At 69.6% G+C, this 11,876-nt stretch carries 13 protein-coding genes; 5 read left to right on the top strand and 8 right to left on the bottom strand.

Going from position 1 to position 11,876, the window contains the following annotated elements; all coding sequences use genetic code 11:
* Positions 1–38: 38 nt before the first annotated feature.
* The 4 genes from EXE41_RS00735 to EXE41_RS00720 form a co-directional block, all read right to left on the bottom strand.
* Complete coding sequence (locus EXE41_RS00735; RefSeq protein ID WP_137690022.1) at positions 39–965, bottom strand: hypothetical protein; 927 nt, start codon at positions 963–965, stop codon at positions 39–41.
* A gap of 51 nt (positions 966–1,016) precedes the next feature.
* Complete coding sequence (locus EXE41_RS00730) at positions 1,017–2,012, bottom strand: transcription initiation factor IIB family protein (RefSeq protein ID WP_086216067.1); 996 nt, start codon at positions 2,010–2,012, stop codon at positions 1,017–1,019.
* Between the two features lie 30 nt (positions 2,013–2,042).
* A complete protein-coding gene (locus EXE41_RS00725) occupies positions 2,043–2,381 on the bottom strand; it encodes a hypothetical protein (protein WP_137690021.1) in 339 nt (112 codons plus the stop codon).
* Between the two features lie 67 nt (positions 2,382–2,448).
* A complete protein-coding gene (locus tag EXE41_RS00720) occupies positions 2,449–2,847 on the bottom strand; it encodes a pterin operon protein (RefSeq protein ID WP_086219498.1) in 399 nt (132 codons plus the stop codon).
* 112 nt (positions 2,848–2,959) lie between these two features.
* Between EXE41_RS00720 and rnhA the strand changes: the two genes are divergently transcribed.
* Together rnhA and EXE41_RS00710 are read left to right on the top strand one after the other, a co-directional pair.
* Entirely contained in the window at positions 2,960–3,556 is a 597-nt protein-coding gene (gene rnhA, locus EXE41_RS00715) for a ribonuclease HI (protein ID WP_137690020.1), read from the top strand.
* A complete protein-coding gene (locus EXE41_RS00710) occupies positions 3,543–4,319 on the top strand; it encodes a hypothetical protein (protein ID WP_233125179.1) in 777 nt (258 codons plus the stop codon). Before rnhA ends, EXE41_RS00710 begins: the two co-directional genes overlap by 14 nt.
* A gap of 105 nt (positions 4,320–4,424) precedes the next feature.
* On the opposite strand, the gene EXE41_RS00705 is transcribed toward EXE41_RS00710, so the two are convergent.
* On the bottom strand, positions 4,425–4,775 hold the full coding sequence (locus EXE41_RS00705) for a PadR family transcriptional regulator (protein WP_049931372.1): 351 nt from the start codon (positions 4,773–4,775) through the stop codon (positions 4,425–4,427).
* Between the two features lie 353 nt (positions 4,776–5,128).
* On the opposite strand from EXE41_RS00705, the gene EXE41_RS00700 reads away from it, so the two are divergent.
* On the top strand, positions 5,129–5,662 hold the full coding sequence (locus EXE41_RS00700) for an inorganic diphosphatase (protein WP_137690019.1): 534 nt from the start codon (positions 5,129–5,131) through the stop codon (positions 5,660–5,662).
* A 225-nt stretch (positions 5,663–5,887) separates the two neighbouring features.
* Here EXE41_RS00700 and EXE41_RS00695 read toward each other — a convergent pair whose 3' ends face one another.
* The 3 genes from EXE41_RS00695 to EXE41_RS00685 all read right to left on the bottom strand — a co-directional run bounded on the left by EXE41_RS00695 (position 5,888) and on the right by EXE41_RS00685 (position 9,527).
* On the bottom strand, positions 5,888–6,685 hold the full coding sequence (locus EXE41_RS00695; protein WP_137690018.1) for a winged helix-turn-helix domain-containing protein: 798 nt from the start codon (positions 6,683–6,685) through the stop codon (positions 5,888–5,890).
* Positions 6,686–6,792: 107 nt separating this feature from the next.
* Positions 6,793–7,041 (bottom strand): hypothetical protein, encoded by a 249-nt coding sequence (locus EXE41_RS00690; protein WP_094553008.1) that lies wholly within the window; start codon positions 7,039–7,041, stop codon positions 6,793–6,795.
* Positions 7,042–7,373: 332 nt separating this feature from the next.
* Positions 7,374–9,527, bottom strand: coding sequence for a caspase family protein (locus EXE41_RS00685; RefSeq protein WP_137690017.1), 2,154 nt, complete (start codon positions 9,525–9,527; stop codon positions 7,374–7,376).
* Positions 9,528–9,679: 152 nt separating this feature from the next.
* Here EXE41_RS00685 and EXE41_RS00680 point away from each other — a divergent pair, with 152 nt between their 5' ends.
* Positions 9,680–10,636, top strand: coding sequence for a succinylglutamate desuccinylase/aspartoacylase family protein (locus EXE41_RS00680; RefSeq protein WP_137690016.1), 957 nt, complete (start codon positions 9,680–9,682; stop codon positions 10,634–10,636).
* Positions 10,636–11,820 carry a pyridoxal-phosphate dependent enzyme gene (locus EXE41_RS00675; RefSeq protein ID WP_086216500.1) on the top strand — a complete coding sequence of 395 codons (1,185 nt, stop codon included), beginning with the start codon at positions 10,636–10,638 and terminating at the stop codon, positions 11,818–11,820. Before EXE41_RS00680 ends, EXE41_RS00675 begins: the two co-directional genes overlap by 1 nt.
* The last annotated feature ends 56 nt before the right edge of the window (positions 11,821–11,876 follow it).

Below are 11,876 nucleotides of genomic sequence, written 5' to 3'. Positions count from 1 at the left end.
TGACGGTGTCGCCGCCGCGGCCCCGCGGCGCGGGACGGTCAGGTCGAGAGCGACGTGACGCCGGCCGGGAGTTCGGCCCCGAGGGTCCACTTGTCGCCCTCGCGGCGGATCAGCGGGGCCGACGCCTCGGGCGCGAACCCGTCCTCGTCGACCCGCATCGTCCCGCCGACGAGCGCCCCGTCGACGACCGCCCAGGAGATCGCGAACGCCGGATCGGCGGCGGGCAACGGATCGGCGACGGCGTCGAACGCGGGGTCGCCCGCGGCCGCCGAGAGGGTCACGCCCGCGGGCGCCTCCGGTCCCCAGCGGTTCGCACTGGCGTAGAGGCGGCCGTCGTGGACGACCGACTCCCGGAAGTAGTTCGCCCAGAAGTCGCGGAAATCGGTATCGAGCCGGTACCACCGGTCGCCGTCGTCCGTCCGATAGAGCCCGTTCCCGGTGGCGGCGACCACGCTCCCGTCACCGAGCACGCGCAGGTCGTGGACGTCGTCGTGGACGCCCTCCCCGTACCGCCGCCAGAAGTCGCCGCCGAACGCGTAGACGCCGCCGGGCTCTAACCCCGCGAGGACGCCGTCGTCCGGGTGGACGGCCAGCGTCCTGACGCTCGACGCCCCGCTCGGCGCGCGGTCCCGCCAGCGGTCGCTGTGCGGGTGCGCGCCGAGGTCGCCGACCGGGTCGAAGCGCCACCCGTCGGTCGCCGGTCGCGCGCGCAGCACGTCGGCGTCGCCGGTCCCGACCAACACGGTCTCGGGGCCGGCGAGCACGGAGACGGGGTCGTCCGGGCCGTCGAGCGGTCGCCAGTCCTCGCCGTCCGGCGACCGGAACAGCCCGTCGGCGGTCGCGGCGAGCCGCGCGTCGCCGCTCGGTGCGACCTCGTGGACGCGGCCGCACTCGGCCGTCCGCGTCGGGTCGTCGTGCGGTCCGTCGAGCCGATACAGTCCGCGGTGGGTTCCGCAGACCAGCATGTCTCGCGATTGAACGTCGAGGAGAAAAACCGTGCCGCTTCCGCGGGGCCGTTAGCTGTGGATCCCCATCGCCTCGATCTGCTCTTGGTACCGATTCCGGATGGTGACCTCGGTGACCTGCGCCACGTCGGCGACCTCGCGCTGGGTCTTCTTCTCGTTACAGAGCAGCGACGCGGCGTAGATGGCGGCGGCGGCGTAGCCGGTGGGGGACTTCCCGGAGAGCAGCCCCTGCTCGGCGGTCGTCTCGATGATCTCGTTCGCCTTCGACTGGACCTCCTCGCTCAGCTCCAGCTCCGAGGAGAATCGCGGGACGTACTTCTTCGGGTCGACCGGCCGCATCTCCAGCCCGAGCTCCTGGGAGATGTAGCGGTACGTCCGGCCGATCTCCTTTCGGTCGACACGAGACACCTCAGAAATCTCCTCCAAGCTCCGGGGGATGCCCTCCTTGCGGCAGGCGGCGTAGAGGGCGGCGGTGGAGACGCCCTCGATGGAGCGGCCGCGGATCAGGTCCTCGTTGAGCGCGCGTCGATAGATGACCGAGGCGACCTCCCGCACCGAGCGCGGGACGCCGAGCGCGCTCGCCATGCGGTCGATCTCCGAGAGCGCGAACTGGAGGTTGCGCTCGCCCGCGTCCTTGGTTCGAATTCGCTCCTGCCACTTTCGCAGTCGGTGCATCTGCGAGCGCTTCTTCGACGAGATAGAGCGCCCGTACGCGTCCTTGTCCTTCCAGTCGATCGTCGTCGTCAGCCCCTTGTCGTGCATCGTCTTCGTCGTCGGGGCGCCGACGCGCGACTTCTCCTGCCGCTCCGAGTGGTTGAACGCGCGCCACTCCGGGCCGGGATCGATCTGCTCGTCTTCGATGATCATCCCCGTCTCCTCGTGTATCAGCTCCCCGTCGGCCGTCCGGGTGAGATCCTCCGGATCGAAGTCCTCGGGGTCCAGTTCGTCGACGTCTTCGATCGCCTCGACGTCGATCTCGTCTTCCTCGGCGTCCTCGTCCCCCACGCGCTGCCGGTCGTGATCCCGTTGCCGGGTGGGCCGTGTCATCGCATTTATATGCTATCCAATCCGTTTAACTTAAAAGTTCGTTACCGTGTGGGTCGTTGGCACACCTTCGTGCGACGTCCAGTCGGACGCGGATTCGTCGGAACACCCCCCGGACGCCGCGGGTTCGCCCCCCGGCCCGTCCAGTCGGTCAAGCGACTCCGGCGGATCGACCGCGTCGACCGCCTCGCGGACCGCGGCGAACGCGTCGACGAGTCGCTCGATCAGCGACGTCTTCCCCGACCCGCGCGGGCCCGCGACGCCGACGACGGTCGGGAGGGTGCGGTCGGTTCCCCGCGCGTCGTCGGCCGCCCGCGACTCTCCGGCCGCGGACCCGTCCGTCGCGCCAGCGTCTCGCGTCGCGGGACTCATGCGTTGGTACCCGGTCTCTCCCGGTTTATGCCCTCGCGTTTCACTCGCCGCCCGGCTCCGACCCGTCTCAGCCCACGGTCCCCGGCACGGGGTCGGCGTCTGGCGGGAGCGCGACCGGCGCGAGCGCCGCGAGGTCCCTGACGGCCTGCGAACTGTCGAATCCCGGGCCGACGAGCCGCGGGAGGCCGTCCGCCGGGCCGTCGAGGCGCTCCGTCGCGACGACGGCGTCGAGCGCCTCTCGCACCGCGACGTGCGCGCGGTACCCGTCCGCGGACTCGACGCGGAGGTGGGTCGTGTCCGGCGGCGCCCCGTCGAGGAGCGGCCCGACCGGCACGCCGCGCCACTCGCCGCCGAACTCGGACCCGGTCGCGCACCGGTAGCGACAGGTGACGACGACCGTGCCGGACCGCTCTCGGACGGCGTCGAGCGACGCCAGCAGGTTCGACTCGACGTTCGACGCGGCCATTGCGTCGTGATCGAGGGACGCACCGCCCGTGTCGGCTGCGCCTCATCCGTTCGGGCTTTTTTCCGGCGGCGGACGGACAGCCCTTTGTCCGGCGAGCGCGGAGTCCGGCCGAATGCCGACGATCGACTGCGACCCGGCCGCCGCGCGCGAGCGCCTCGCCGACGCGGGCGTTCGGATCGACGAGGGCAACACGCCACACGAGCGGTGGCGCGCCGACCGCGACGGGGCCGTCGCGGTCGCGTACGACGACAAGGTCGTCGTCCAGGGGAGCGACCCCACCCGCCTGACCGTCCTGCTGCGCGACGGCGGCGGGCGCGCGCACGTCTACTTCGACGGCGCCTCCCGCGGCAACCCCGGTCCGGCCGCGGTCGGCTGGTGTCTGGTCACGTCCGACGGGGTCGTCGCCGAGGGCGGCGAGCCGATCGGCCGCGCGACGAACAACCAGGCTGAGTACGCCGCGCTGGTCCGTGCGCTGGAGGCGGCCGACGAGTACGGCTTCGACGCGATCGACGTCCGCGGCGACTCGGAGCTGATCGTCAGGCAGGTCCGCGGCGAGTGGAACACCAACGACCCGGAACTCCGCGAGCGTCGCGTCCGGGCCCGGGAGCTGCTGGAGCGGTTCGACCGGTGGTCGATCGCGCACGTACCGCGGGAGATAAACGAACGCGCCGACGATCTGGCGAACGAGGCACTCGATGACGCGAACTGACGACGAACCGCCGGAGTGGGCGAAGGAGCGCGCGCGGGAGATGATGGACGCGGCGGCGGGCGAGGGGGCGGACGACTCCGCGACCGCGGAAACGCCCGAACCCGACGACGAGCGCGTCCCGGACGTCCCGGTCGAGGCGGTCGACGAGGCGGAGCGGCTCACGCGGCTCGCCCGCGAGGCCGAGTCCGCGGAGCCGACGCCGGAGATCGAGCAGGCGGCCGACCAGTACCGGGAGCGGCGCGACGCCCTCGCTGCCGAGTACGGCTACACCGCGCGCGTCCGCGACGAGGACGACGCGCTCGTGTTGTACCCCGACGAGTGGATGGACGACGGGACCGTCCAGCTCGACCGCGTCGAGGACACCGAGCGCGCCGTCGAAGTGTCGCTGTCCGGCCCCGGCGACGCCGACCGCTACCGCGAGGTGGCCGCGTACAACGAGGCGGTCGCCGAGGCCGTCGCCGAGCGGGAGGCGGACGTCCACGCCCGGACCGCCGAGACGTTCGCGGCGTTCATGAGCAACCACTACGTCCGGCCCGTCGACGACGCCACGCCGGCGATGCGTACCGAGTTCCGAGAGGAGTATCTGGTCCGCAACGGCTGGCCGACCGACGAGCAGCTCGCCGCGGTCGACGAGTCGCTGTCGGTGATCGAGTCGGTCGCGGCCGGGGTCGACGGTCCCGCCGCGGACGCGGGCGCCGCCGATCCCGACGGCGCTGACGGCGGCGACGAGGCCGGCGGTCGCGGAGACGACCATTCGACGTAGCGGCGACTCAGCGGAAAGAGAACGCGGCTTTCGCCGCGCCGTGTGCCAAAATGTTCGTTCGGTGTTCGGTGCCGCTCGCCGCGCCGGCGTCGCGTCCGAATCTCGTTACTCGAGCAGCGCCCGGACCTCGTCTGCGCGTTCCTCGTCGGTGACGAAGCGGTCGAGGACCCACTCGATCTGGTCGAGGACGACGTCGTGGCCCGCGTCGGTGAGCTCGTACTGGTTCGTCCGCTTGTCGAGTTCGCTCTTCTCGACGAGCCCGTGGTCGACGAGGTCGTCGAGGTTGGGGTACAGGCGACCGTGGTTCACTTCGGAGCCGTAGTACGCCTCGAGTTCCCGCTTGATGGCGAGACCGTACATTGGCTCCTCGGCCAGGATGCTGAGGATGTTCTGCTGGAACGCGGTGAGATCGCTCGCGGCTGTCGACTCATCAGGGACTGATTGTGCCTCTGACATGGTAGTAGGGAGGGCGCTCGAACTTATAATCCTTCTCAACAGTCACTATCATTGCGATGCGTCACTTCCCGGATTTATCCGAGTGCGTCGGTAGGCGTGCTCTCTCGGCGGATGCGCGTTCGATCCGGCGGCTCGGGGCGTTCGACCGATCGATTCCGCGTCCGCTGGTACGCCGACGATCCGTCAGCCAGAATTGGTGTTCGGCGTCCGATCGAAACCCCCAAATCCGGCTCTCGGCCCGCTCCGGGCCGGTGATGCCCGATCCGCCGATGACGACTCCGGACGGCTTCGGACGGCGTGCGCCCGTGCGATCCCGAAAGGACTTTGCCCGACATCCACCCATCATCGGGCACATGGCCAACCTCTGGGAAGATCTCGAGACGGGACCGAACGCGCCGGACGAGATCTACGCCGTCGTCGAGTGCCTCAAAGGCGAGCGGAACAAGTACGAGTACGACAAGGACATTCCCGGCGTCGTCTTAGACCGGGTGCTCCACTCGAACGTCCACTACCCGTACGACTACGGCTTCATCCCGCAGTCGTACTACGACGACGAGGACCCCTTCGACGTGATGGTGCTCGTCGAGGACCAGACGTTCCCCGGCTGCGTCGTTGAGGCCCGCCCCGTCGCGCTGATGAAAATGGACGACGACGGCGAGCAGGACGACAAGGTGATCGCGGTGCCGACCGAGGACCCCCGATTCGACCACATCGAGGACCTCGACGACATCCCCCAGCAGACCCTCGACGAGATAGACGAGTTCTTCGCGACCTACAAGAACCTCGAGGCCGGCAAGGAGGTCGAAACGCTCGGCTGGGAGGACAAACAGGGCGCGAAGGACGCCATCGAGCACGCGCAGGACCTGTACGACGAACAGATCGCGTAACGCTGTATAACCGTAACGCATCCGACGTCCGCACACGGATGCGTTATGCCTATGGGTAATTTTTAGCGTGTCGTTCGCCTAGCATCTAATAGAGCCATGAGCGCCACCACGCCCTCCGTCGGCATCGACCACCCGACGGTCGTTCCCGCGAACTTCGACCCGGACGACGACGCCGACGACGCGGCCGAGGACGGCGGCGACGCGTAGCCACCTCCGCGTCTCTTCTCAGGCGCGCTCGACGACCGTCGAGAGCCGCGTCGCGTCGGCTCGCAGCGACGCGAACGCGTCGTCGACCCAGTCCACGACTGCGTCGTCGGTCGACTCGATGACGCATCGCGGGTTGTTCTGCTCGTCGTACGCGGCCACGCAGGCCACGTCACTGCAGCGGAAGAGCCCGTACTCGATCGGCTCGGCGCTGACGTACACCTCCGCGGCGTCGTCGTCCAGCGCGCGGTCGGTCGCGGGTTCGAACTCCGCGACCGACGTGTCGGCCGCGTCGCGGTCGATGATCAGCTCCACGTTCGCGCCGTCGTCGAGCGCCGCGGCCGCCGCGTCGTTGAACTGACGGATGACGACCGGGGAGACGGCCCGGATCTCGCCGCCGTGGTTCTCGTGGAGGAGCTCCGTCAGCCGGTCGACGACCGCGAGAGGGTTCTTCTCGGACGCGACGGTGATGTCGCTGTCGGGGATCCCTTCCGGCGGGAAGTCGACGCCGGCCCGTTCGAGGGTCTCGGCGAACCCGCCGTACCGCTCGCCGCGTTCGACCTCTGTAAGGAGCGTCTCGTAGGCGTCGTGGACGCGCTCGCCAGTCGGCGTCACCCGGTAGGCGGCGTCGCGTTTCACCACCCAGTCCCGCTCGCGGAATCCGCCGAGGATCCGTTGGACCGTCGTTCGGGTCGCGTCGACCGCGTCGGTCAACTCCGCCGGGCGCCGCGGGTCGTCGCGCAGCGCCCGGAGTATCGCGACCCGAACGGGCGAGCCGGCGAGGTACTGTGCGCCGTCGTGTCCGTCCTCGGCCCTCATCGTGTGATCCGTGTGTACGGGTACCGCCCTGTTAACCGTACCGCGTCGCGGTCGGAAGTGTCCGAGCCGAATCCCCCGTTTGGCCCTTGAATCGCCCCTCAGTCGGCTCAGTCCCGATGGCGGAACGAGACGACGGTGCCGACGGTGTCCTCGCCGGCGATACGTTCCGTCGTGACGGTCACGGTCGCGAGCGCGTCCGCCCCGAGCGCCTCCTCGATCACCGCCCGGAGCGCGTCGGGATCGGCGCCCTCCTGAATCACCGGTACGCGGACCTGTCGGCGGTTGACCGCGACGTTTCCGAGGTCGTACTCCGTGTGCTCGAACGCCTCCCGGATCGCCGCTTCGATGTCGGTCATGGCACCGTCCCTTCCGCGCCGCGCGGTGAAAAAACGCGGTCCTCGGTGGATCCCGCGACCGCGCCGGTTCTCAGCCGCTGTCGATCGGAGCAGAACGAGCGATTTCTCGGCGTTCAGCGGCCATGCCAATTTAATACAAATCATTAATACTTCAAATATCTCTATAATACAACCGCAGAACAATCTTAATATTTATTTATCCTGATACTTTTCGAATATGCACGAAAGTGTGGCGGAATACGTGGCAGAGCACCCGAAAATGGCCGGCGTCCTGTTCACCGCGCTGCTGCTGCTGTCGCAGGCGGCGCCCGCTGCGGCGAATATGGCAAAAGTTACTCCTGGACCCTAAAATCCCGAAATTCGTCGCTCCAAGTTAGTTCGTCGCTTAAAAACATCGGTACTGTCTCAAGCTGTAAGAAGTCCCGTAGCTGTTGGTCCGGAACAGATTTGGAAGTTACCTTTGCTGGGATGTAATGATCTTGGCCCATCTCTTTGAGGTTCAACGAACCCATTGACCCAGCTCCGTACGGCCCGTTCGGAAACATCTCCGTTTCAACGATCCAGCGTTCTGTTTCCTCAGACAGGTCTAACACAATCGCTACACCGCTCCGGCTCTGACAAATTGTCGTTCCCCCGTCGCCCACCACGATGTACTGGTGACCCGTGATCAGTTCACGTTTCGCCACGTGGAGCGCGGTCCGGAGGTTGAACCCGCCGTTCATCAGGCGGGCGATGATCCGGCCGAGCTTCGTCGCGGGCGAGTTCGCAACGTCCGAGAGCGTGACGATCCCCCCGCGAGAGCCCCGATGTACGAGAGCCTCGCCCTGCTCGTAGGACTGGCAGGCGTTGAGTAGGAAGGCGCTCACGCCGATTTCGAGCTCTTCGTCCGTCAGATCGAGGTACCCCTCGGCGCACTGCATCCCGCGGTCGTCGACGTGGCCGATGTAATGGAGGAAGTCGACGTCGGACGCGAGCGCGTCGCGCATCTCCTCGCGCGTGAGGTCGTGGCGCACCGCGATGTCGAACTGGACCATGTCGCGCAGCCCGTACAGGTCGGCGACGTTCCCCTCCTCGCGCATCTGCTCGTCGTTACAGACGACGAGCACGGAGATCCGCGACTGTTCGACTTGGCCCGCTTCGAGGCGCCGGTAGTACGCGTCGAGCGTCGCCTTGTTCGCGCCGAGCGGGACCCCTTCCCCGATCCACGCGTGTTCGACGGTGTCAACCGGCTCCGGCCGGACGAACTCGGTCCGGGCCGAGACGGTTCCCCGCTCCGCCGACGCGTCCGCGCCGCGGGTGGCGGCCGGGCTCGCGCCGCCGCGCACGAACTCGCCGCCGTCGAGGTCGACGCCGTCCGTCGCGGCCGCCTTCGCCGACGGCGAACTCCGTCCCTCTCCTCGGAAGAACCCCCCGCCGACGCCCTCGTCGTCGTCCACACGCGTGACCGTCTCCGGCGAGCGAACGACCGACAGCTCCCCCGCGACGAACGGGAGCATCTCCACGTTCTCCGGGTCGGGGCGGATGTCCGTCGTCAGCGTCCACTGCGGCAGCTCCGGTTCGACCGCCTCGAAGGGTACGTCGAGGTACTCGCCGAGCCGCGCTGCGAGCGGGAGGTCGTACAGCCGCCCCCAGTCGAGGTCGAGGCTCGTCGCCTCGCGCTCGTGGAGGTCGACCGGGTAGAACCCCTCCGTGCGGGCGAGACAGTCCATGTGGAACGACTGTCGGAGCACCCGCGCGGTCCGTTCCTCGAACCCCGGTTCGAGCGGGTAGGTCCAGCCGTCGCCCTCGATCCGCGGGGCGTCGCCGGGAACCACGTCGGCCGCGAAGTAGTACGCCAGCGAGACGACCGGGTAGAGGTACCGGTACTCGGGCGGGACGACGATCCGAACGCCGCTTTCGACGGGTTCGACACGTTCCGGGACGCGGAACTCCTCGGCGGGCTCGATCAGCGGTGGGTGACCCCGAAGAGTGGGGAACGACCGCTCCGGGCTCGTCGTCTGAAGCGCGGAGCCGAGCAGGGAGACGGCGTCCATCAGCGACTCCGGGTCCGTGGGGGTGGTGATCGTCCCCGCCGGCGTCTGGTGGAGTGACCGGAAGCCGAGCCCGACGGTGCCCGGCGTGTCGAGGTCGATCCGGGTCGTCCGGTCGGTCGTCGAGACGGAGAACCCGGCGTCGAAGGCGAGGTACAGCTTCGTCGGCGCGGGGTCGATCCCGACGTGATACGTTCCGTCGGGCATCTGATAGCCGTCTCCGCGCGACAGCAGCGACCCCGCTCTGTCACGCGTTTCGACGACCGCGACCCGCGGGATCTCGATCGCCCCGGTCTCGACTGCGACGCTGGCGTCGACCGGGAAGTAGTGGTCCGACTCCGGACGCCGGCGCGGGTCGACCGGCCGGTCGGTGTACACCTCGAACTGGGTGTTCTCGATGTGGTCGGTGACGGTTATCCCGTCGGCCTCGCGCAGCGGGTCGATGTCGATGCTCATTAGCGGGCTCACCGCGGCCGTCGGTCGGGGAGACGGCGACCGACGCCGCGGGAGTGGTACCAGTCCGTTGAGCGAAAGCGGCGATAAAGGTTGTGTCGGTCGGATCGCCGCGGACCGAACGGATAAAGTCCCGGCCGCCCCACCTTCGCGTAATGATAACGCTGGGAACGGCCCGCGCCTCTCCGGGCGAGACGGACACGGGCCGTCTCGAGGTGGGGGAGATGCGAGACGGGAGCCCCGTCCGGCTGCCGGTCGCCGCGATCAACGGCGCGGCCGACGGGCCGACGCTGTACGTCCAGGCGGTGAGCGACGGCGACGAGCTGAACGGGTTGGGCGTCGTCAACCGCGTCGTTCCGCGGCTCGACCCGGCGGAGCTGTCCGGCTCGGTCCTCGTCGTCGGCATCGTGAACCACTTCGCGTTCCAGGCCGCCGAACACCGGAACCCGGTCGACGACCGCAAGATGAACCGCGGGTACCCGGGCGACGCCGACGGGACGACGAGCGAGCGGATCGCCCACGAGACGTTCCAGGTCGCCAAGCGCGCGGACTACATCCTCGACCTCCACCAGGGGTCGACGAGCCGGATGATAAACGAGACGCGCGTGCGCTGCGGCGTCCGCCACCGGCTCCACGGCGACTGCCTGGAGCTCGCGAAGGCGTTCGGCTGCGGGCACGTCCTCGACATCAAGGGCCCGGACGGCCAGCTCGCGCGGGCCGGCCCGGAGCACGGCATCCCGACCGTCGACCCGGAGCTCGGCGGGTGCGTCGGCTGGGACGAGGAGTCGATCCGATACGGCGTCGAGGGCGTGTTCAACGTGCTCCGCCACTACGGCTTCCTCGACGGCGACGCCGCGCTCGAATCGCAGACTCGGGCGCGCGGCTTCGATCAGTACGGCTCGCCCGCCGGCGGCCTGGTCCGTTTCGAGTGCGAGCTCGGCGAGCGCGTCTCCGCGGGCGACGTCCTCTTCGAGGTGACCGACACCTTCGGCGCGCTGGAGGGGCGCGTGACGGCCGACACCGACGGGATCTTCTGGCGGACGCGCCGGCTCCCGCAGGTGGCCGCGGGGGAGTACGTCTGCTCGATCGGGACGAACGTCGACACGTACTGATGGGCGCTCCCGACGCTCCGTCGCCGAGGGGGCGAGACCCCCGGCGACTCCGCTGTTCCGCGTGCGGCGAGACGTACCGCGACCGCTGGCGCTGCCGGTGCGGCGAACCCCTCGATTTCGCCGATCCCCCGGTTCCGGACGGTCCCGCGCCCGACCCCCAATCGTTCGACGCGCGCGACGGCCTGTGGGCGTTCGACGACCTGCTCGCCGCCGGGGACGACCCCAGCGACCGGGTGACGCTCGGCGAGGGGATGACCCCGCTCGTCGACGCGGACGCGGGCCGCGAGCTCTCGGGAGACGCGGGGAGCGAAGCCGCACCGTGGAACGCGTCGTTCAAGCTGGAGTACGTCTTTCCGACCGGCTCGTTCAAGGACCGCGGCGCGACCGCGACGCTGACGCGGGCCCGCGAGCTGGGCGTCGAGCGCGTCGTCGAGGACTCCTCCGGCAACGCGGGCGCCGCGATCGCGACATACGCCGCCCGGGCCGGAATGGCGGCCGAGATCTACGTCCCGGCCGACGCCAAGGAGTCGAAGCTCCGCGCGATCCGCCGCGCCGGCGCCGAGCCGGTCCGGGTCGAGGGGAGCCGAGGCGACGTGACGGACGCGTGCGTCGCGACGCTCGACGACCGCGAACGCGCCTGGTACGCCAGCCACGCCTGGAACCCGGCGTTCTTCGAGGGCACCGCCACGGTCGCGTACGAGATCGCGCTCCGTCGCGACTGGAACGCCCCGGACGCCGTCGTGACGCCGCTCGGCCACGGGACGCTCTTCCTCGGCGCCTATCGCGGATTCCGTCGGCTCGAACGGGCCGACTGGATCGACGAGGTCCCCCGCCTCTACGGCGCGCAGGCGGCCGGCGTCGCGCCGATCGTCAGAGCGCTCCGCGGCCCCGACGCCGCCGACCCGGACGGGACGGTCAACGCCGCGGCCGACGGGATCCAGATCGCCGAGCCGGTCCGCGACCGCCAGATCCGGGCGGCGATCGACGCCACCGGCGGCGACGCGCTCGCGGTCACCGAGGCGGCCGCGACGCGCGAACTCGACCGCCTCCACGCCGCCGGCTTCTACACGGAGCCGACCTGCGCGGTCGCGCCCGCGGCGCTGCGGACCCTCCGCGAGCGCGGCGAGATCCGCCCGGACGAGGACGTGGTCGTCCCGCTGACCGGGAGCGGGTTGAAGGGCTGAGGCGAGCGGGGTCGTCGGCTCTCGGGCGAGGCGGACCGACCTCACCGTTACCACTA

This window comes from Halorubrum sp. SD690R, assembly GCF_005435035.1.
In the GTDB taxonomy this organism is placed as follows: domain Archaea; phylum Halobacteriota; class Halobacteria; order Halobacteriales; family Haloferacaceae; genus Halorubrum; species Halorubrum ezzemoulense.
Note: the sequence above shows the minus strand (reverse complement) of the source record. Positions and strands in the feature narration are given on the sequence as shown.